General features: G+C 30.1%; 21 protein-coding genes. 12 read left to right on the forward strand and 9 right to left on the reverse strand.

Annotation, left to right across the window (positions count from 1 at the left end):
* Positions 1-37 precede the first annotated feature (37 nt).
* Positions 38-2164: a TonB-dependent receptor domain-containing protein gene (locus UEQ13_RS07210; protein ID WP_329805671.1), complete on the reverse strand. Its 2127-nt coding sequence runs from the start codon at positions 2162-2164 to the stop codon at positions 38-40.
* Positions 2165-2294: 130 nt separating this feature from the next.
* Here UEQ13_RS07210 and UEQ13_RS07215 point away from each other — a divergent pair, with 130 nt between their 5' ends.
* Genes UEQ13_RS07215 through UEQ13_RS07225 form a run of 3 tightly spaced genes read left to right on the forward strand, consistent with a single transcriptional unit; the run spans position 2295 to position 5302 of the window.
* Entirely contained in the window at positions 2295-2690 is a 396-nt protein-coding gene (locus UEQ13_RS07215; protein WP_329805672.1) for a DUF2721 domain-containing protein, read from the forward strand.
* A gap of 57 nt (positions 2691-2747) precedes the next feature.
* Positions 2748-4133: a DUF1800 domain-containing protein gene (locus UEQ13_RS07220; RefSeq protein ID WP_329805673.1), complete on the forward strand. Its 1386-nt coding sequence runs from the start codon at positions 2748-2750 to the stop codon at positions 4131-4133.
* 5 nt (positions 4134-4138) lie between these two features.
* A complete protein-coding gene (locus tag UEQ13_RS07225) occupies positions 4139-5302 on the forward strand; it encodes a DUF1501 domain-containing protein (protein WP_329805674.1) in 1164 nt (387 codons plus the stop codon).
* A gap of 1 nt (position 5303) precedes the next feature.
* Here the strand turns inward: UEQ13_RS07225 and UEQ13_RS07230 are convergent, their stop codons facing one another.
* Complete coding sequence (locus UEQ13_RS07230) at positions 5304-7505, reverse strand: tetratricopeptide repeat-containing hybrid sensor histidine kinase/response regulator (protein ID WP_329805676.1); 2202 nt, start codon at positions 7503-7505, stop codon at positions 5304-5306.
* 120 nt (positions 7506-7625) lie between these two features.
* On the opposite strand from UEQ13_RS07230, the gene UEQ13_RS07235 reads away from it, so the two are divergent.
* From UEQ13_RS07235 to UEQ13_RS07265, 7 genes are all read left to right on the forward strand, one after another.
* On the forward strand, positions 7626-8522 hold the full coding sequence (locus tag UEQ13_RS07235; protein ID WP_329805677.1) for a DMT family transporter: 897 nt from the start codon (positions 7626-7628) through the stop codon (positions 8520-8522).
* A 107-nt stretch (positions 8523-8629) separates the two neighbouring features.
* Entirely contained in the window at positions 8630-9331 is a 702-nt protein-coding gene (aqpZ, locus tag UEQ13_RS07240; protein ID WP_329805678.1) for an aquaporin Z, read from the forward strand.
* A gap of 49 nt (positions 9332-9380) precedes the next feature.
* On the forward strand, positions 9381-9983 hold the full coding sequence (locus UEQ13_RS07245) for an alpha-ketoglutarate-dependent dioxygenase AlkB family protein (RefSeq protein WP_329805679.1): 603 nt from the start codon (positions 9381-9383) through the stop codon (positions 9981-9983).
* Positions 9984-10083: 100 nt separating this feature from the next.
* The gene (locus UEQ13_RS07250) at positions 10084-10371 is read left to right on the forward strand and encodes a DUF2805 domain-containing protein (RefSeq protein ID WP_329805680.1); all 288 of its coding nucleotides are present in this window, start codon (positions 10084-10086) and stop codon (positions 10369-10371) included.
* Positions 10372-10467: 96 nt separating this feature from the next.
* Complete coding sequence (locus UEQ13_RS07255; protein WP_329805681.1) at positions 10468-12339, forward strand: M61 family metallopeptidase; 1872 nt, start codon at positions 10468-10470, stop codon at positions 12337-12339.
* 98 nt (positions 12340-12437) lie between these two features.
* Positions 12438-13154 carry a DUF4369 domain-containing protein gene (locus UEQ13_RS07260; RefSeq protein WP_329805682.1) on the forward strand — a complete coding sequence of 239 codons (717 nt, stop codon included), beginning with the start codon at positions 12438-12440 and terminating at the stop codon, positions 13152-13154.
* Positions 13155-13192: 38 nt separating this feature from the next.
* Positions 13193-13759 (forward strand): pentapeptide repeat-containing protein, encoded by a 567-nt coding sequence (locus tag UEQ13_RS07265; RefSeq protein ID WP_329805683.1) that lies wholly within the window; start codon positions 13193-13195, stop codon positions 13757-13759.
* Positions 13760-13909: 150 nt separating this feature from the next.
* On the opposite strand, the gene UEQ13_RS07270 is transcribed toward UEQ13_RS07265, so the two are convergent.
* From UEQ13_RS07270 to UEQ13_RS07300, 7 genes are all read right to left on the reverse strand, one after another.
* Positions 13910-14920, reverse strand: coding sequence for an endonuclease/exonuclease/phosphatase family protein (locus UEQ13_RS07270; protein ID WP_329805795.1), 1011 nt, complete (start codon positions 14918-14920; stop codon positions 13910-13912).
* 35 nt (positions 14921-14955) lie between these two features.
* Positions 14956-15789: a rhomboid family intramembrane serine protease gene (locus UEQ13_RS07275; protein ID WP_329805684.1), complete on the reverse strand. Its 834-nt coding sequence runs from the start codon at positions 15787-15789 to the stop codon at positions 14956-14958.
* Between the two features lie 71 nt (positions 15790-15860).
* A complete protein-coding gene (locus UEQ13_RS07280; protein WP_329805685.1) occupies positions 15861-16673 on the reverse strand; it encodes a rhomboid family intramembrane serine protease in 813 nt (270 codons plus the stop codon).
* Between the two features lie 2 nt (positions 16674-16675).
* A complete protein-coding gene (mutL, locus tag UEQ13_RS07285; protein ID WP_329805686.1) occupies positions 16676-18523 on the reverse strand; it encodes a DNA mismatch repair endonuclease MutL in 1848 nt (615 codons plus the stop codon).
* 101 nt (positions 18524-18624) lie between these two features.
* Entirely contained in the window at positions 18625-19290 is a 666-nt protein-coding gene (locus UEQ13_RS07290; protein WP_329805688.1) for a Crp/Fnr family transcriptional regulator, read from the reverse strand.
* Positions 19291-19364: 74 nt separating this feature from the next.
* Positions 19365-19853, reverse strand: a complete 489-nt coding sequence (gene ribH / locus UEQ13_RS07295) for a 6,7-dimethyl-8-ribityllumazine synthase (protein ID WP_166127356.1) — start codon at positions 19851-19853, stop codon at positions 19365-19367.
* Positions 19853-20647, reverse strand: a complete 795-nt coding sequence (locus tag UEQ13_RS07300) for a tetratricopeptide repeat protein (RefSeq protein WP_329805689.1) — start codon at positions 20645-20647, stop codon at positions 19853-19855. Before UEQ13_RS07300 ends, ribH begins: the two co-directional genes overlap by 1 nt.
* 135 nt (positions 20648-20782) lie before the next feature.
* Between UEQ13_RS07300 and recF the strand changes: the two genes are divergently transcribed.
* Both recF and UEQ13_RS07310 read left to right on the forward strand, forming a co-directional pair.
* The gene (gene recF, locus UEQ13_RS07305; protein WP_329805691.1) at positions 20783-21862 is read left to right on the forward strand and encodes a DNA replication/repair protein RecF; all 1080 of its coding nucleotides are present in this window, start codon (positions 20783-20785) and stop codon (positions 21860-21862) included.
* A gap of 4 nt (positions 21863-21866) precedes the next feature.
* Positions 21867-22556: a thioredoxin domain-containing protein gene (locus tag UEQ13_RS07310; RefSeq protein WP_329805692.1), complete on the forward strand. Its 690-nt coding sequence runs from the start codon at positions 21867-21869 to the stop codon at positions 22554-22556.
* Positions 22557-22569 lie beyond the last annotated feature (13 nt).

Below are 22569 nucleotides of genomic sequence, written 5' to 3' on the forward strand. Positions count from 1 at the left end.
AAAAAAGCCATTTGTTATTGCAACAAATGGCTTTCTTTTAATTCCCTATTACAGTTCCGCCTTCTTCTTTTTTCTCATCTTTTAGCATGTTTTGATCTACTTTTGCTGCTTTATTTTTTGTTGGCAATTTGTAGTTAATGGTGAATCCAAATCTACGTGTGTCATTTTTACTGTAAGACAACAAAGGTTCATTAATTGGTCGGAAATAACTTCTGTTCATATTAAAAATATCATCTCCAAATATCGAAACTGTCAATTGATCTTTTAAGAATTTCTTGCTAAAAGTCACATCTACAAAGTTATTAAAAGGCTTATCTGCCACAAAATAGAAATAATTTCCACCTGAAGTAATCAGTCCAAACTCCGTTACAAACTTTATCTTATTAGGCAATAAAATTTGCGACATTAAGTTGAAATTCCAAAAACCTTTCGTGTCTAAATTCGGAATTTGATGCAATTGATAACCGGTATAAAAATAAATAAAATTAAGTGTGTCTGGATTCACATCAAATTTCATAGTTTCTTTCAATCCCTTTGAAAAAAGCATATATGGTAATGGAAAAGCAAAAGTAAAATTATGAATTTTAACTTCCGAAACATTAAAACTACTGTTTTCTACCAAGTTACCATTCAAACTCACTTGCTGAACGACTTGATTTTTTGAACTACTTAAACTATAACCAAGATATGCGTAATCAAAGGCGCTTAGTTTGACTTCAAAATTATTAAATATGGTTGGTTGTAAATTTGGATTACCAACAGTGCTGATATTTTGATTTTGATATGTGGTATTGTTTGGATTTAAAGCCGAAGTTGACGGCAAGGTAATTTTCTTATTATAATTCATATTAAAGAAAATCTGTGGCGTTATATTATACTGAACCGTTGCGTTCGGAAACCATCTAAATTGTTCGAATGGTATTAAATCTGCAGTTGGTGTTTTACCTCCAATTTCATAATTTTCCGCTCGTGAACCTAAAATAAAATCGAACTTATTGTACTTAGCTTGTAATTCTAAATAAGTGGCAGCAGTTACTCTTTCGTATTCTAAATTTGTAGTATTAAAGTTTCTAGCTTCAAAAAGTAATTTCTCGTACAAAGCACCAAAACTCACTTTTCCTTCATCTAAGATTTTTAATCCTTGGGAATAATCGAACTTTCCGTTATAATAATTTTGATTGGAATAGTTGTCTAAAACGGTATTTCCTAAAACATTCGAGAATAAATTAAAATCGTTTTTATTGTTGTTATAATTGAATACAAAATCCAATTTTTGACTTTTATCATCAAATCTTTTTTGATAAGTTATGGTTGCATCTTGTCTGGTATTGTGTGATTTTCCTTTGTCTAAAGTGGTGAATCCTAATCCAAAACCTTCCGTTTCACTATTGTTATTTGCATAATTGACATCGTAATTTAATAATAATCTGTCTTTTTTATTAATATCAAAAGTTAAACCTGATTTTAAATACTGACTTCTATTAATTCTATCACTTTCCGTTTTGGATAAAATATCCTTATTATTGGTGTTTAAAAACGCTGTCCAAAGCGCATTTTCTCTATAATTTTGTCCGAAATTTAATTGCCAACCAAAGTATTTGTTTTTCGCATTTAACAACACACTGTTGTAAGTTCTATATCTTGTTTTATCGTAAGTATTAAATGCAGAACTGCTGGTATAAGTGGCACTTAGATATTTTTTTGCATTTTTATTGGTGATAATATTCAGAATCGCACCACCAGAAGTCGCTGGAAATTCGGCTCCAGGCTGCGTGATTACTTCAATTCGCTCTACAGAATTGGCAGGCATTCCTTCTAAAAAAGAATTCAATTCGTTACTTGAAATATTTAAGGGACGACCATCTAAATAGACTTCTAACTGTTTTCCTTGATACATCATTCCGGCAACATCAGACGCAATTAAACCTGGCAATTGCTTGATGGTTTCCATCAAAGTTCCTGAATTTAAATGAGGTTGATCGGCGATATTAAAAATAGTTCGGTCAGGTTTTTGTTCAATCGCTTTTTTTTGTTTGACGATTTTTACTTCTTCAATCTGATTTTCAATTGGAGCTTCTTCTTTTTTTACTTTTGTGGTATCTTGTGCTTGTACAATAGAGGCCAAACACAATGAGAATAAGAAACCTTGAACTAATTTTTTCATAAATTTTAAATAAAAACCGACATACGATTCACATTGTTAGTACTAAGTTTCTTAAAAAAGTTACAAGAAAGTATCAGTTAAAATAAGTATCTTTAAACATTGTAATTCTACACGACTAAATTCTCTTCAAATGAATCTATCTATTGAAACTCCTGCCCTATTATTCTCTGCTACTTCTTTAATTTTATTAGCCTACACCAATCGGTTTTTAACCATTGCACAAATTGTGAGAAGTTTAAAGAAAAACTACGACCAAGATCACAACAAGTCTATCTTAATAGAAATAAAAAACTTAAACCAACGAATTACACTTATACGTTTAATGCAACTTTTTGGCGTAATGTGTTTATTCCTTTCTGTTTTTGCCATGTTTTTACTTTTCTTAAACTATGAAACATTTGGGATTTATGTTTTTGGAGTGAGTTTATTATCGTTACTTATTTCATTAGGTATTTCATTTTGGGAAATTAGCATTTCGGTAAATGCCTTACGTTTTCATTTAAAAGACTTAATGGAAGAAAATTGAATCTTGATTAAACCTTCACCTGTTTTTCGTGTCTAATTTATATAAATTCTGAAACTTATGCGAAATTCAAATCTTTGGTCGTTACGATTAGGCTTTTCTGGAAAAGAAGCGCTTCAATTAGAAAAAAGCGGAATTGAAGTATTTATAAAAAATTCTATCAAAGCTTCTTTTGAAAAAAATACGCCTTCCTTTTTGCAAGATGATCCAAAATCATTAGCTGAATTAAAAGAAATTAGACAACAAATAAAAGGTGCCACTTCTGAAGAACAGAAACAACTTGTAAAGAAACAATTTCTTTCTAGTTTAGAAATGAAAGCTTGGTGGTTAGATAAAATGATAGATTCCGAATTTCCATTAAGAGAAAAAATGACTTGTTTTTGGCACAATCATTTTGTTTCTACGGTTCAGAAAGTAAAAGTGAATTATTGGGTATATCAACACAATCAAATCCTTAGAGAAAATGCTTTCGGAAATTATAAAGAATTAATCAAGAAAATTCTGAAAACCAATGCCATGGTTCGCTATTTAGACAATGTTGATAATCGTAAAGACAAAATCAATGAAAATTTAAGTCGGGAATTATTGGAACTTTTCACTTTAGGAATTGGAAATTACACAGAAAACGATATTAAAAATGGCGCCAAAGCTTTAGCCGGTTTAGGATTAGGAGAAACTGAAGCACAATACAGAAGATTTTTTGAAGACAACGATACGATTACTTATTTGGGGAAAACTGGTAAATTTAAAGTGGACGATTTAGTCGATATTATTTTCGAACAGAAAGCCATTCCGTATTTAATTACCAAAAAAATACTAAAATGGTTCATTTACGACAATCCGAAAGAAGAACTAGTAATTTATTATGGCGATTATTTCCGAAAAGTGAATTTTGAAATAGAACCTTTATTACTGAAAATTTTCACAGAAGAATATCCAAAAGAAACTGCTGGAAGTAAAATTAAAGATCCATTAGTGTATATTTTACAATTGATTAATGAATTGAAAATAACCGAAATCAATACAGAAGTTTTAGCGTTATTTTTGACGCAACAAGGCATGGATTTATTCAATCAGCCCAATGTAAAAGGTTGGGATGGCGGCAATAACTGGCTAACTTCACAATTATTTTTACAACGACATAATGCCTCCGATTTTTTATGTAACGGAAGAATGCTAAACCGAAAAGTACTAAGAGGAAATGACATTGCCACTTCAGAAATGATTAAAACTATAAAAGTGGGAATCGATTTTAAAAAAGGAAGCAACAAACAAATTATTTCCGAATTAACAGAACGATTGGTATTCCAAAATAATGAAGAACTACAAAAAGATATGGAACAAGTCTTAAAATACGATTTTGATGCGTCGAATGAAAATGCAGAAAAAGCCGTTTTACGTTTGTTCAATTACATTACAAAAACTCCAGAATACCAACTAATTTAACGACTATGAACAGAAGAAATTTTTTATCGTTAACAGGAACTTTCACTGGCGGTTTGTTGGTGTTACCTGAATTTTTACACGCGTATGGAACTAGTAATTCAATACTTACTGGTGAACAATGTGTGGTTTTTATTCAATTAAATGGAGGAAATGATGGTTTAAATACGTTCATTCCATTTGATAATGATTTGTATTATGCATTACGACCGAAAGTAGCGATATCTAAAGATAGTGTTATTGGGAAATACAAAGGAATGGCGTTTCATCCAGCCTTGAAAGACTTTGCTACTATGCAACAAAACGGCCATTTATCTGTCATTCAAAATGTAGGTTATCCTGAACCGAATCGTTCGCATTTTAGAAGTCAGGAAATTTGGCAAACGGCTTCAGATTCCAACAAATATATGAATGAAGGTTGGCTAGGAAGGTATTTAGATTTACAATGCAAAGAACACAATCCAATTGCAGGAATTAATTTAGACAGTATCGATAATTTGGCTTTAAAAGGAATAGAACCGAACTTCATTACCGTAAAAGATCCAAATAAATTCAAATCAAATGCAGAAACAGAAACCGTAAAACTTTCTAATAATCCGCAGTTAGATTTTGTTCGAAAAATTGCTAATTCCGTATCTGAAGGTGCGACAGAAATTCAAAAAGCTTTGGTAAATTCTAAATCAGAAATTACTTATCCAAAAACAGGTTTAGGGAAAAATTTAGAATGGATTGCTAGATTAGTAAAAGGAAATTTAAACTCAAAAGTATATTATACTTCTTTGAATGGATTTGACACACACGACAACCAGTTAGCTATTCATAAAAATAAATTAACGGAATTAAATGATGCGGTTTTTAGTTTTTATTCTGATTTGAAACAAGCCAACGTATTACAAAATGTAACAATAGTTGTGTTTTCAGAATTTGGTAGACGCGTTAAAGACAACGGAAACGGAACAGATCACGGAACAGCAGCTCCTATGTTTATAATTGGTGGAAATAACAAAGGCCAGGTTTTAGGTAAAAATCCAAATTTATCAGATTTAGATAATGGCGATTTAAAACATGAAATAGATTTCAGAAGTGTTTATGCTTCAATTTTAGAATCTAAACTTAATTTTAATCCAACACAAATCGGTATAAAAAACAAAAAAATGGCCGGATTATTTTAATCTAAATTAATTCTCTATTTAAGGCATTATAAAGTTTATCAATTTCAAAAGGTTTCCAAAGAACCCCATTAAAATAGGTAATATTATCTTGTTCAGCTTCCGTTAAAGTATCTGCAGTTAAGGCTAATATTGGTGTTTTAGCATTCAGATTTTCAGTTGTTTTTATTATTTTAGTTGCTTCATATCCATTCATTTCGGGCATATGAATGTCCATTAAAATAATATCATATTTTTTTAACTTAACAGCATCAACTGCAAGTTTTCCGTTTTCTACATGATCTACTAAAACGCCCCATTTTTGCAATAATTTTTTCATTAACATGGCATTTATAGCTGTATCTTCAACTAACAACACTTCTTTGTTAATTAGTTTAGTAAAATCTTGCTCTGAGCTTGGTATTATTAACTCCGTTCTTTCTAATTTTAATTTGAAGTAAAAAGTAGATCCCATACCAATTTTACTCTTCACCTTAATTTCACTATTTAATAATTCTAATATTTTTTTTACAATAGCTAAACCTAATCCCGTACCACCTTGCTTTCTAGTTAAAACTGGTTTAATTTGTGAAAAACTAACAAATATTTCTTTCAAATTTCCCCGTTTAATACCTTCTCCTGTATCAATAATTTCAAATAAAAGGTAATCAAATTTTTCATCTGATTTAATTTTCGATATATTTAATTTCACACTACCTCTATCTGTAAATTTAATAGCATTACTAATTAAATTATTCAGTACTTGTGTATATTTTGTTTCGTCTAAAAGATAATTAGTTTTTAACTCAACATCAATATTCAGTAACAAGGAGATTCCTTTATCTACAGCAACTTTATTATAAATATTTACAATATTGGCAGTTGTTTTTGGAATAGAAACAGGCGTAAATAATAATTTTTCTTTATCAGAATCTAATTTTGAAAAATTTAAAACATCATTAACTATATTAATTAAATTATTTGAAGCAAATTTTAAATTTTCAATTAAGGATTGGCCTTCTTCGGAAACTTGTTCGTTTAATAAAGGAATAATAGTTGTTATGGCATTTAATGGCGTTCTAATTTCATGGCTCATTACAGATAAAAAATCCTGACGAGAACGCATGGCATTTAATTCGTCTTCATTTTTTTTATTTAAAATTTCTTGACGTTCTTTCTCCAACTGGGCATCTTGCTCTAATTTTTTCATTTTTAAAAGCAAGTCATAATTTTCAATAACATTTATAGTTTGAGAATTTAACACGCCTGCCTTTTCTTCATCAAAAAGTTCTAAATATTCTAAAGCTAAAGCGGAATTATTCAGTTTTTTATTAACAAGATAAAACAATTTATACAACTTAATATTTATCATTGTAATGTTCTGAAACTTTGCAATTCTCAATCCTTTATTTGCATAAAAAAGTGCTTTGTCAAAATCATTATAATTATAATAAAGTTGTCCTAATTTATTACAAACCATTGAAATCCCCATGACATCTCCCATTTTTTCATGAATATCTAATGCTAGGGTTAAGTAATAAAAAGCTTTATCAAAATCGTCCAATTTTAAATACACCTTACCCTTTCCATAATATGCAAAAGCGGAACCTCTTATATCATTTGATTCAATTTTAAGTGCTATTGATTTTTCAATTAAATCCATAGCAAACTTAAATCTTTTAGCTTTTAATAATAATCCTGATAAATTATTATAAACATTTGATTCTAAGTTCTTATCATTAATTAATTTTGCGTTTTTTATGGCTCTTTTGTAAAAGCTATAGGCATTAACATCATCTCCAATATACTCATAGATGGTTCCAATAGATTTTTCTGCTCTAGATTGATTAAAAAAATCATCGTATTTTTTATAAATTTTTAAGGCATCTACAAAATAAATTAATCCTAAATGGTAGTTATTTGTTTTATAATGTACCCCTGCAATGGTATATTTTACATTTGCAATTCCCATTTCATCACCTAAAGACTCGAAATAAATTAACGCTTCATTTGAATAGGATGTGGATTTTTCAATTTTACCAGTTATCATGCTGTATAAAGAAAGCTGGCTTAAACATTTAGCTACTAAAGCTATAAGGTTTTCTTGTCTACTTATTTGTAAGGCTTGTTCCCCAAGTTCAATACTTTTAGATAAATTATTAATTCTAACTTCATGAGCTAAAGCTAACAATTCATTTATTTTAGATTCTATTTTAGATTTTGACATGATATCAAATAAGTATTAAGGAACAAACAAAAATAACTAATTTATTTTATTATGAACATATTGAGTATGTAAAAAACATTTAATATCATATCTTTGTCGGCTTTTTAAAAAATGAGAAAGATGAGAAATGATATATTAAAAGGAGTTTTTTTAGTTGCCTTAGGTGCAACGAGCTACGGAATGTTAGCTACTTTTGTAAAATTGGCTTATAAAGATGGGTTTACAACAGCTGAAGTAACATCATCACAGTTTATATATGGAATAATTGGTGTGTTAATCATTAATTTATTCCAGAAATTCAACAACAAAGAAAAAGCAATTCAAGCCAGTACGAAAAACATTACTCAATTAATGATTGCTGGTACTTCATTAGGAATGACAAGTGTATTTTACTATTTATGTGTACGATATGTTGATGTTTCTATTGCAATTGTTTTATTAATGCAAACGGTTTGGATGGGTGTTTTATTAGAATGGTTTTTAGATAAAAAATTACCTTCTACACAAAAAATAGTTTCAGTAATTATTGTGCTTTTTGGTACTTTCTTAGCCACTAAATTATACGAATTCAATATCAAATTAGATTGGAGAGGAATTTTCTGGGGAATTTTAGCCGCAGCTTCTTTCACTACAACTATGTTTACAGCTAACAAAGTCGCATTAGGAATTTCCTCTGCACAAAGAAGTTTATATATGCTTTTAGGTGGTGCTGTTATTGTGTTTGCATTTTCAGCATTTACTCAAGTTGGAAATTTAAATTTTGAAATTTTCAAAAATTACGGCTTATTTTTAGCGCTTTTCGGAACTATAATTCCACCAATGTTACTAAATGCTGGATTCCCAAAAACAGGATTAGGATTAGGAAGCATTGTTGCTTCATTAGAATTACCTGTTTCAGTAATGATGGCTTATTTAATTTTAAAAGAGGAAGTTGTAATCTGGCAATGGTTTGGTATTTTGTTAATTATATTGGCCATTGTAATCATGAACATTAACTTTTCTAAAAAGAAAATCTAATTTTTCTTGTTAATAAGTTTACTATTAAAGAATTAATTCTGGTTATTTTTTAAGTATTTTAGTACTACTAACCATTTTACATTTTTGTAAAATTAAACTTATTAACTATGAGAAAATTATTAGCAGAATTTTTCGGAACGTATTGGCTTGTTTTTGGAGGTTGCGGTAGCGCCTTATTTGCAGCCGGAATTCCCGATTTAGGCATTGGTTTCGCAGGTGTTTCATTGGCATTTGGATTGACAGTTTTAACCATGGCTTATGCTGTTGGTCATATTTCTGGTGGCCATTTTAATCCAGCTGTGACTTTAGGATTATGGGCTGGCGGAAGATTTGAAGCCAAAGACATTTTACCATATATCCTTTCACAATGTGTAGGTGCTATTGCAGCTGCAGGAACTTTATTCTTTATTTTATCTGGAAAAGATGGTTTTGCAATTGATAACACTAAGGCTGGTGCGTTTGCTTCGAATGGTTTTGATGCTTTTTCACCTCAAGGTTATTCCATGACGGCTGCTTTTACAGCTGAATTTGTACTTACTCTATTTTTCTTATTGATCATTTTAGGCGCGACAGACAAATTGGCTAATGGAAAATTCGCTGGAATTGCCATTGGATTAGGCTTAACCTTAATTCATTTAATTAGTATTCCGATTACTAATACTTCTGTAAACCCAGCGCGTTCTTTATCTCAAGCAGTATTTACTGGCGGAGAACCACTTTCACAAGTATGGTTATTTTGGGCAGCACCTATTTTAGGAGCGATTGTTGCAGGTTTTATTTATAAAAATTTACTTCAAGATAAATCATAATCTAACAAATAATAAATAAATTAGCGGTGAAACTTTCATCGCTTTTTTTATGTTTAATTTATTTCACGAAGAACCCATACATTTGAATTTACCCGATGCCGAGTTTATTTATTATCCGAATTTTTTCTCCAAAGAAAAAGCTGATTTATTTTTCGAAATTTTACTAAACGAAACACCTTGGCAACATGATGAAATTACCATTTTCGGTAAGAAAATTTTGCAACCACGACTAACTTCTTTGTATGGAAACGAGGGAAAATCTTATGGTTATTCTAACATTGTGATGCATCCACATCCGTTTAACAGTACTTTGACCTTCATTAAAGAGAAAATTGAAAACACTATAAATGAAAATTTCACAACTGTGTTACTTAATTTATATCGGAACGAAAAAGATAGTAATGGTTGGCACGCAGATAATGAAAAAGAATTAGGTCGAGATCCTATAATTGCTTCATTAAGTTTAGGTGAAGAACGCGTTTTTCAAATCAAACATAACACAAATAAAGAGGCTAAACAATCTATAACTTTACAACATGGAAGTTTATTAGTCATGAAAAAAGGAGCTCAAATTCATTATAAACATCAAATTCCGAAAGCATCAAAATCTAAAAACTCTAGGATTAATCTGACTTTTCGAAAAATTATTTAAAAAAACACACATTTTTTTGCTACAAAATATATTTTTTTATTAATATTGGTCCATCAATTGATATTAAAAAATTATAACCCATAAATTATGCTTTTCACTAATGAGAAAAAGTAAAAAGATTGAACTAAGTTACGAAGAAACAGAACGCGTAATCAGCATGGCTCAAGAGGAAAAAAAACCTTTTGAAGTAATCAAAGAAGAATTTGGCCTAACGGAAAGTGAAGTTACCGAAATTATGCGCAAAAAACTTTCCAAAGACAATTTTGAACTTTGGAAAAAGAAAGCTGCTGCAGGAAAACCAAAGCCAAAAACGTTTAAACCAAATAGCCTAGAAGATGACATTGACGACTTAGATAGTAAATACTATTTTAAAAATAAATTAGATTAAAAAAGTCCCGAAAATATTTTCGGGACTTTTTTTGTAACAATTTCAAATAACGACACACTAATTAGTTCAATAATCAATCGAAATATAAAAGTCAAAATGAAAAAAGTATTAATCACACTAAGTTGCGCAATTTTCTTAATGAGTTGTAAAACTTCAAACGTTACTTCTGCAACAAATACAACAAAAAACAATGTTGCCGTAAGTATCGATTTGGTAAATGTAATCGACGATAAAGTAAAAGTTACAATTACAAATCCAACTATAACCACTGAAACTACCACTTTCAACATTCCTAAAATTGTTCCAGGAACCTATTCTGAAGACAACTACGGTAGATTTGTAGAAAATGTAAAAGCATTTGATGCCAAAGGAAATCCATTGAAAATTGCAAAAATGGATGAAAATTCATATACGATTTATGACGCAACAAAATTAGCCAAAGTAACGTATAATGTAAATGACACATACGATACAGAAGGTGGAGCAGGTTTTGGCGAAAGCGAAGATATTTTCTCACCAGCTGGTACTAATATCAAAGCAGGAGAAAACTTCATGTTAAACACTCATGGTTTCGTAGGTTATTTTGAAGGGAAATCTGAAATTCCATATACCGTTGAAGTAAAACACCCAGCAACTTTATGGGGAGCAACTTCTTTAGTAGATACCAATCCAAGTAATGAAATTGACGTTTACAATGCTACAAGATATGCAGAATTGGTGGATCATCCAATGATGTATTCTAAACCAGATTATACGCAGTTTAATGTAGAAGGAATGGACATTGTAATTAGTGTTTATTCGCCAACAGGCAAATTTAAAGCGGCTGATTTAACGGAGGAAACAGAAAAATTTATGCGTGCGCAAAAAAAATTCCTAGGAAAATTTAATGCCAACAAAAAATATACAGTTTTATTGTATTTATCAGACATGAAAGCTAAAGACGCTAAAGGTTTTGGCGCATTAGAACACATGACTTCTACCACTATGGTAATGCCAGAAATGATGCCTTTAGAAGCGTTAAAAGAACAATTAAAAGATGTTATTTCTCACGAATTTTTCCATATTGTAACACCTTTAAGTGTGCACTCAAGAGAAATTCATTATTTCGATTTCAACAAACCTCAAATGTCTGAACATTTATGGATGTATGAAGGAATTACAGAATATTTCGCTAACTTATTCCAAGTGAATCAAGGATTAATTTCTGAAGAAGATTTCTACAAAAGAATGGCCGGAAAAATTGAAGAAGCAAACAACATGAATGACAAAATGAGTTTTACAAAAATGAGTAAAAACGTTTTGCAACAACCTTATAAAGACCAATACTTAAATGTGTATCAAAAAGGCGCTTTAATTGCGATGTGTATTGATATTCAAATGAGAGAATTAAGTAACGGACAAAGAGGGATTTTAAGTTTAATGCAAGATTTATCTAACGAATTTGGTAGTAACAAACCGTTTAATGATGAAGATTTATTCGCAACTATCACAAGAATTACCTATCCACAAATTGGAGAATTCTTAACTAAATATGTGGCTGGTGAAACGCCAATTCCTTATGATGAGTATTTCGCAAAAATGGGAGTTACTAAAGCAAAAACAGCAACTTCTGGAAATCCATTTTTAAAAGACGGAAGAATTCCATTAATTACGGTTGACCAAAGCACAAAACAAATTAAAGCTTTAGAAGATGTTAGTAATAACATTTTCATGACAAGTTTAGGAATTAAAGGTAACGATGTTTTAAAAGCATTTAACAACAAAGAATACAACTTAGACAATATTTACGATTTAATTACGTCAAGTGAAACTTGGAAAGATGGTGACGCCATTACTGTAACCGTAAATAGAGACGGGAAAGACCTAGTTTTAAAAGGTAAAATCAACTTACCAAAAGAAGAAAAATCAGGATTCGTAGCTACTGACAAATCAAAAGAAACAGTTAAAAACGCTTGGTTAAAAAGCTAATTAATTTTCAACTCTTTTAAATATAAAATCCTCAAATTACTATTAATTTGAGGATTTTTTTATTTTCTTTGCAATTCATTAATAGGAAACATAAATAAATGAAAAAGTTTATTGCATTAGCAACTATAGTTTTACTTTTTGCTTGTAGCAAATCGGATAACAAAACTGGAAATGTGGAATTATCAGGAAATGTGGAAGGTTTAAAACAAGGTAAATTATACATTCAACAACTTAAAGATACTAATTTAGTAATTATTGATAGTATCATTATTTCTGGTGATTCTGATTTTGAAACCAAATTTCAAATTGAAGAACCACAAATGCTATATTTATCTTTAGATCGTGGAACAACTGAATCTATTGACAATAGCATTTACTTTTTCGCTGAACCAGGTAAAATGAAAATTGAAACTACTTTACAAGGATTTTATGCGAATGCCAAAATTTCTGGTTCTGAAAATCAAAAAGTATATGAAAAATACTTAAAAATAAAATCAAATTTAAATGATGAGAATTTAGATTTATTGGAAAAAGAAATCAAAAATAACGCTACAAAAAACCCTTCAATTACGGAAGAAATTAATAACAAACGTGATAAATTAACGATTCGTAAATATTTATATACAGCTAATTTTGCTTTAGTAAATCCGAAATCTGAAGCTTCTCCTTATATCGCTTTAACCGAAATTCCTGATGCGAATTTAAAATTATTGGACACGATTAATAAAACATTAGATCCTAAAGTAGCCAAATCAAAATATGGTAAACGTTTGAACGAATGGATTAAAGAACGAAAAACAAACGAAGAAAATTAATAGTTAAACTGCTTTTTAAGCAGTTTTTTTTTATAGTTATGAAACTAATTATCGATTCCACTTTCGACAAAATTAATTATTCAACCGAATCTTTTGAAACGGGTGAATATGATACTTGTATTTTTGATTCTTGTAACTTTAGTAGAACTACGCTTTCAAAAAGTGTATTTATAAATTGTGAATTCATCAATTGCAACTTCGAATCACCAATTATTAGTACTACTTCATTCAAAGAAGTGCTTTTTCAAGAATGCACACTTTTAGGAATGCAATTTGAATATTGTAATGATTTTCTATTTGAAGTTTTTTTTGAATCTTGTGTGTTACAAGTCTGCTCGTTTTTCAAAATGAATTTAAAAAATTCGAAATTCAGTAATTCCAAAATTATAGATGTTGATTTTTCAAGTTGCAACTTAACTTCCGTAAAATTTGATTCTTGTGATTTATCGAAATCTATTTTCGAAAATACTAACTTAGAAAAAACTGATTTTACGACTGCTATTCATTTTTCTATCCATCCAGAAAACAACAAATTAGTTAAAACGAAATTCTCCAATGATAATTTAAGTGGACTTTTGAATAAATATGATTTAGATATTATATAGAAACATGATTATTTAGTTTTTTTTGCCACGAATTTTCGAATTAGTAACTTTTTATAAAAAATTAAAATTCGAATAATTATCGACTTTGTCGATGCATAATAATTTAACAAAAAATTTTAAATTCGAGAATTCGTGGCCTAAAAGAGTAAATTACTTAATCTCCAGTCTAGAAATTAAAGGAAAATGATCACTATTATAAAAATCATTTAGGGTTTCAAAACTTTTAACTTGAATGGTTTTATCTGCAAAAATATAATCAATTCGGGCTGGATAATATTTAAAATTATACGTTTTCCCAAATCCAGAACCGCTAGTCTCAAAAGTGTCTTGCATCGATCCTTTAATTGTTCTGTACACAAAAGAAAATGCACTGTTATTCATATCGCCACAAATAATTTTTTTGTACTTACATTCGCTGTAATGAGCCTTTAACAACAAGGCTTGCTCTTGTTGTTTGGTAAACGCATCGCTAATTTTTCTAAAAATATATTTGGTTTTCGATTCATTCATTTTCTGAATTTCCTCATCTTCAATATCGGTACTAATTTTTATCGACTGCAAGTGCATACTATAAATTCGAAGTGTATCTTTATCTTTTATAATATCAGCATAAACCGCATTATTAGTAGAATTTGGAAAATTAATCACACCTTTATCTATGATTTTATATTTGGAGAAAATCGCATTTCCTACAATTATATTTTTTCCTTCTTTGAAAATTTGTTGGTATTTGTAATTTGAAAATTTTGTTTTTTCTAAATCGGAATATTCTTGAACACACAAAATATCTGGATTTTTATCTTCCACAAATTGCGAAATTTGAGCGGGAATATTGGCTTTTTGATACCATTTGAATTTATTAAACAAACGCACATTATAACTCATAATGGTAAAATCTTTATCCGATTTTGGCAATTCTGTTTGTTTTAAATTATAAAATTTATTGATAAATGTAATTCCTAATAACAACACCAAACCTGAAACAAAAATATATTTCTTAAGTTGAATTAACCAATATACAAAAAACAACAAGTTTAAGACTAAAAAGAAAGGTAAAAACAATGTCAAAACACTTAAAAAAGGAAACCATTTCGGTGCTAAAAACGGCAATAGATATGCCATCAATGTAGTAATTGCAAGAACTACATTAAAAAATAACATCGTTTTAGAAATGAAAGATAATCCTTTAAACACGCTTATTTATTTTCTTTAAAAAGAAATTCTTTTTCTTCTTTTGTTAAACTATCATAACCAGATTTACTGATTTTTTCTAGTATTTCATCAATTTGTCTTTGCGTGAAATTCACATCAGAAACACGAACCGATTGGTATTTTTTTTCTGGTTTATTTTTATAAACTTTTTTAAATGTAGTGTTTTTTTTCTTCTTAAAAATAAAAATCGCACTTATATCAATTCCTCTTTTCATCAAAATTGCAAAAACAAAACCTACTAAACTACCAGATAAATGAGCTACATGACCTCCAGTATTATCGGATAACAAATACAATAAATCTACAAAAATGTAAAAAACTGCAATGTGCCAAATTTTTACAAAACCAATAAATGGAAGTTTTATAGTCATATTTGGAGCATAAGCTGCAACCGCAATAAAAATCGCCATTACAGAACCACTTGCACCAACAATTAAACTAACATGATTAAATAAATAACCATATAATAAGTAGACAAAACCTGCAAAAACACTACCAAAAAAGTAAACCGTTAAGAATTGTCTGGTATTAAAATAGGTGTAAAACAACGAACTTATAAAGTATAAAAAAATCAAGTTAAAAAGCAAGTGAAACGGACTTGAATGTAAAAAACTATACGTTAATAAAGTCCACGGAAACCAAATAGCTTCCTTATAATCCGAGGACAAGGCCAACCAAGTCGGATAATCAAAAATCCCAAATCGAAACTTAAAAAAGAAAACAATACTTAAAAGAAATACTAAAATATTAATAAAAATTAATTTCTGAGGCACATCTCCAAGTTTGTATTGTTGTTTGATTTCGTTTATGATATTCATGTTTATTTTTTACTTGATTCTATTCACTTTTTACTTGGCTCTTTTTACTTTTTACTTGGCTCTTCTAAAACTTAATTCCACCTAGTATGTGTAAACTTATTTTTTCGCCAAAGCATCATTAAAATAAAACCTGTTAAAGCTCCACCAACATGAGCGAAATGAGCAATTCCTCCTCCACCAGAAAAAATAGAGAAACCCGTAACGCCAGAAAATAAATCTAATCCAACGATAATTGGCACAAAATACTTCGCTTTAATTGGTACAGGAATAAACATCATCATTAATTCTGCCATTGGGAACATAACTGCAAATGCTACTAACAAACCATAAATAGCTCCGGAAGCACCAACAGCAGGTATGTAAGCTTTAGATACCGTATCTAAAAATGCTTGGCCATCAAAACTTGGATCTTTAATTTTACTAAATATTTCTGAATTAGCGTCAACCATTGGTTTTAAGTAAATTTTATCACCATCAATAATATCCGTTTTCAATAATTGCGAAATATCAGCACTTGAAATAACACCATTTGTTATTGTGTCAATTCCGTGATGAATTTCATAATAAGTCACTCCCATATGTAACATAGCTGCACCTAATCCGCAAGCTACGTAAAAGAATAAAAACTTTTTACCGCCCCAATAATGTTCTAAAGCTGAACCAAAAGAGACCAAGGCAAACATATTGAATAAAATATGCATGAAATTTGGCATTTTAGCGTGCATAAACATATGTGTAAAAGGCTGCCAAAATCTAAATTTTTCACTTTCGAAATAGTACAAGGATAACATATCATAATTTTGAGGCATCACTTGACTCAAAATAAAAACAAGCACATTTATTATTAATAGTTGCTTTACAACCGGTGTCATATTGTTGAACATACTTAAAATCTTTTATCTAAATCTTCTGAGGTTAATGTTATAAATATTGATTTGTTAAATGGCGAAACATTTGGGTCTTTACACGCAAATAAGCCATTAACAATATTCTCTAATTCTATGGTGTTTAAATATTTACCCGATTTTACAGCCACACTTTTCGCCATAAATTTAGAAATACTATCACTTAATGAGAAGCTATCTTCTGGTAGATTTTCTTGTAAGTTATAAATTAAATCGTGCAAAATCGAATTGACTTCTGTATCTGAAATTTGAGCTGGTAAACCTGAAATAATTACCTCATCCAATCCCATTTTCTCGAAAGCAAAACCTATTCCTTCTAAATTGGGCTGGATTTCTTTCAAATACATCATTTCGTCTCTAGAAAATTGAAGTTCTAAAGGAAATAACAATTGCTGACTCGACGCTTGATGCACCGTAATATTAGTCAAAAATTGTTCGTATAAAATTCTTTGATGCGCTCTGTTTTGATGAATGACCAACAAGCCAGATTTCATACTTTTAATAATATACTTTCTATTGAATTGGTACATTAAAGTCTGACTTTCTACTTGTGTTTCATCAAAAAGCTTACTTGCAACTACTTCATTTTCGAAATTAGTTGTTGAAACATCTAAAGTATCTTGTCTTAAATCGGTATATAAACTTTCCCAATGCGGTTGCGCTGGTGTACTTTTCGAATAGGAAACGGAAGAACCAGAATATTTCTTGGTTTCGGTTTCCGTTGCGAATGGATTAAATGTACTATCGACTTGAATAAGTGGTGTTGATGACGTTTTATCTTTATAATCGTAAGGTACATCTAAAGTCGCATCACGATCAAAATCGAGAACTGGAGCTACATTGAACATTCCTAAACTATGTTTCACAGTCGAACGTAAAATCGCATACAACGCTTGTTCATCATCAAACTTCACTTCAGTTTTGGTTGGATGAATGTTAATATCAATCGTATGCGGTGGTACTTCTAAATATAAAAAATAACTAGGCTGATTGTTGTCTCTTAGCAAACCATCGTATGCATTCATAATCGCATGATGCAAAAACGGACTTCTTATAAATCTGTTATTCACCAAAAAGAATTGTTCCGATCTGTTTTTCTTTGCAAATTCAGGTTTCCCTACAAATCCGCTAATTTTTAAGATTTCGGTTTCTTCTGCAACGGGAACTAATTTTTCATTCGTTTTTCCTCCAAAAATATTTACAATTCGTTGACGGTAATTAGAACTTGGTAAGTTAAACACTTCACTTCCATTGCTAATCATTGTAAAACTAATATTCGGATGTGCTAAAGCTACACGTTCAAATTCGTCAATAATGTGTTTTAATTCGACATTATCTGATTTTAAAAAATTGCGTCGTGCGGGAATATTGAAAAATAAATTTTTAACCAAAAACGAAGTGCCTTTAGGTAAAACCGCCACTTCTTGAGTGACTAATTTACTGCCTTCAATGATGATATGAATCCCTAATTCTTCTTGATCTTGTTTGGTTTTCAATTCTACATGAGCAACCGCAGCAATTGATGCTAACGCTTCCCCACGAAACCCTTTTGTATGCAAGGCAAATAAATCTTCTGCATGACGAATTTTGGAAGTAGCATGACGTTCAAAACACAAACGCGCATCGGTAACATTCATTCCTAAGCCATTATCAATGACTTGAATCAATGTTTTTCCAGCGTCTTTTACGATTAATTTTATTTCGGTGGCTTTGGCATCTACAGCGTTTTCAACCAATTCTTTTACTACAGAAGCTGGTCGTTGTACGACTTCTCCCGCCGCAATTTGATTGGCTACATGATCAGGTAATAATTGAATAATTCCAGACATTAATCTGTTTTGTTTTTTTATAGTTATGCCACAAATTTAAGAAATTTAAATCTGGTTTTTGTGGTACGAAAATTAGAAATTAGGAAAAGTTAGTAACAAAATTACTTTCTCAACACAATTTCTTTTCTTTCAAAAGTCAGAACATTTTCGTTTTGTAATTCGTTGATGAGAACATTTAAAGTTGGTCGAGATAAACCAATTAATGCCGCAATATCTTTTTGCGTATACGGATGTTTAATCACTTTATCGCCAGTAATTGCATTTACAAAACCATACTCCTCTCCTAGTTCTTTTATGAATTCTAACAATCTCGTTTTCGCATCTTTAAACAGCATAATTTGCAAACGACGTTCTAGCTTTCTAAATCGGTAACCTATAAATTTATAAATTTTCAAGCTGAATTCGTTATTTCTTCGAAGCATTTCATACATCACATCTAACTTTATAACACAAATTGAAGTGTCATTCTCTAAAGCTTGTGCGAATTCATTTCGTTTTTCTTCTCCTAAAATGGCTTTTTCTCCAAAAATTTGTCCTTTCACTAAAATAGCGGTAATAATTTCCTCGCCGTCTTCCGTAGTATAGCCAACTTTTACTTTTCCATGATTAATCATAAAAACTTTGTTAGCGGCATCTTCCTCGAAATAAACAAAGTCACTTTTTTTCAAGAAACTGAAATTATGTTCTTTAGCAAATTCTTTAAAACTATGTGGACACAGAATTTGAAAAACATCGATATTATCGAAAAACCAAATAGAGTTATTCATAAAATTGCTTTTTATCAAATATAAAAAAAACTCTCCAGTGATGAAGAGTTTTATATTTTTATTAAGAAAGTTATTTAGAACCTCTTATTTAATTCTATCATTTTAATAGCGGCAATTGCGGCTTCAATTCCTTTATTTCCGTGCTTTCCTCCGCTTCTATCGATGGATTGTTGCATCGTATTATCCGTTAACACACAAAAGATAGTTGGAATATCGTACAATAAATTCAAATCTTTCATACCTTGAGTTACGCCTTCGCAAACAAACTCAAAATGCATGGTTTCACCTTTAATCACACAACCAATAACAATTACAGCGTCTAATTCAAATTTTTCGTGCATTTGACGAGCACCAAAAATTAATTCAAAACTTCCTGGTACATTCCAACGATCAATATTTTCTGGTAAAGCACCACAATCAGTCAAGGCTGAAAACACACCATTATACAAACCTTCCGTAACATTCTCGTTCCATTCTGAAACAACAATCCCAAACCGAAAATCTTTCGCGTTTGGGATTGTGTTTTTATCGTATTGAGATAAATTTTTATTTTCAGTTGCCATTATTTTTCCAATGATGCAATTAAAATATCTACTGTACTTCCTTCTTGAGAAGTTTCGTATTTTTCTTTGATTGTTTTTAAGTAACCTAAAGCTTCGTCATTTTTATTTAAAAGAATTGCTGTGTTAGCTGCTTTTAATAAAAATCTTGGCGTTACAAAATCATTATCATCAACGTTAGCAGCTTCAACATATAACTTTAAAGCTTCTTCGTTTTTGTTTAATTCTGCATTTGCATCACCTTTTGCTCCAATTGCTAAAGCAGATAAAACTTTATCACTTGTAGAAAAATTATCTAAATGCTCAATTGATTTATCAAACTGTTTTGTATTTAAATAAGCCATACCAGCATAATATTCTGCTAAGTTAGCGGCTTTAGTTCCTGAATACTCAGAAATAATTCCTTCGAAACCTAATTTACCTTCACCACCTTTTAAAGATAATTTAAATAATGAATCTTGTTTTTCTGTAGCATCAACAGCTTGTTGAAAATACATTTGTGCTTGATTCATATCTCTAAATGCTTCTTCTTGTTTTGGTGTAGCAATAAATTTATTGTACATAATATACCCTAAAGTACCAATTGCAACAGCCAAAATTACACCTAAAATTGCTTTTTGGTTTCTAATTACCCATTCTTCTGTTTTGTTAGCCGTATCATCTAATGCATTAAAAACGCCAGCAGTTGTGCTTTCACTTTCATTTACATTAACTTCTTCTACAGTTGTATCAAATGCAGGATCTTTTTCTACTTCAGGTTTTGGTGATTTATAACCTCTTTTATTATATGTTGCCATTTAACTAAAATTTTATTAGAGGTGCAAAAATATACTTTTTATTTAAATTTAAAAGTTCTTTTATTTATATTTTTAAAATTTGAGCTTACATTTGTACTCGCAAGTGGAATTTTTACCACTTTTTACTAAAAAAACGTGATTTTAAAAAAACTATCTTTACTCAATTATAAAAATATTGCTGAGAATTCTTTTGAATTTGAAAGTAAGATTAATGCTATTGTGGGAAAAAACGGTATCGGAAAAACAACCATTTTAGATGCCATTTACCATTTAGCGGTTGGGAAAAGTTATTTTAATCCGCTTTCCACACAAAATATCAAACACGGTGAAGAATTTTTTGTCATTGATGGTGTTTTTGAAAAAGAAAACCGCACGGAACAAATTATTTGTAGTTATAAAAAAGCGCAAAAAAAAGTTTTAAAACGAAACGGTAAAATTTACGAAAAATTTTCAGAACATATTGGCTTAATTCCAATTGTGATTATTTCTCCAAGTGATTCCGATTTAATTATTGAAGGTAGCGAAACCAGACGGAAATTTATAGATAACGTCATTTCAACTTTTGATGTTACTTATTTGAATACGCTGATTAATTATCAAAAAACGCTTCAACAGCGAAATGCTTTATTGAAATATTTTGCTTTAAACCAGGTTTTTGACGCGGATAATTTGAGTATTTACAACGAACAATTATCAGAATTTGGACAAATTATTTTCAAAAAAAGAAAAGAGTTTTTAGAGAAATTCGTTCCCGTTTTTCAAGAATTATATGAAGTTATTTCTGAAAATGCGGAGAAAGTTTCTATAGCCTACGAAAGCCAATTGCATCACGATTCTTTAGATCATTTATTAGACCAAAACCTTCAAAAAGACAGAATTACCCAGTACACGACTGTCGGAATTCATAAAGATGATATTTTGTTTAATATTTCCGATTTCCCTGTTAAGAAATTCGGCTCGCAAGGCCAACAAAAATCGTTTTTAATTGCTTTGAAATTAGCACAATTCGATTTCATTAAAAAACACACGAAAACTTTACCTATTTTGCTTTTTGATGATATTTTTGATAAATTAGATGCCTTTAGAGTGCAACAAATTGTCAATATGGTAAATGATGATATATTTGGACAAATTTTTATTTCCGACACACATCCAGAACGAACAGAAAACATCATAAAACAAACACATAAAAGTTATAAAATATTTAATATATAGAAAAATGAAAAACTTAAAAACCATTATCGCAACAGCAATTATTACGTTATCAATAAGTTGCACGAATAGTCAAAATTACAAAAGTGTTAATGCTTCAGAATTTAAAGCCACTATCACCAAAACAGATGACGCACAAATTTTAGACGTAAGAACGCCAGGCGAATATGCTAACGGAAAAATTGCTGATGCTAAAAACATGGATTGGAACGGAGATTCTTTTGATACGCAAGTCGCAAATTTAGACAAATCTAAACCTGTTTTTGTCTATTGTTTAAGTGGCGGAAGAAGTAAAAAAGCGGCAAATCATTTAGCAGAATTAGGATTTAAAAACATTATCGAATTAGATGGTGGTTATATGGCTTGGGAAAAAGCGAATCCGAAAACTAATGCAGTTTGGTCTGGAATGACGCAAGAAGACTATAATAAACTAATGGTTTCAGACAAAACGGTTGTGATTGATTTTTACGCAGAATGGTGTGGACCTTGCAAAAAAATGGCGCCTTATTTAGATAAAATGAGTAAAGAAATGGCAGATAAAGTAATCATTCACAGAATTGATGCCGACAAAAATAAATCGTTATTTAATGCACTTGGTTACCAAGGTTTACCAGTTGTAATTGTAGTTAAAAACGGAAAACAAACGTTCTTTAAAAACGAATTCGTTAGCGAAGAAGATTTAAGAAAAGCTTTATAAGAACCAAGTTAAA

Source organism: Flavobacterium facile (genome assembly GCF_036321945.1).
In the GTDB taxonomy this organism is placed as follows: domain Bacteria; phylum Bacteroidota; class Bacteroidia; order Flavobacteriales; family Flavobacteriaceae; genus Flavobacterium; species Flavobacterium facile.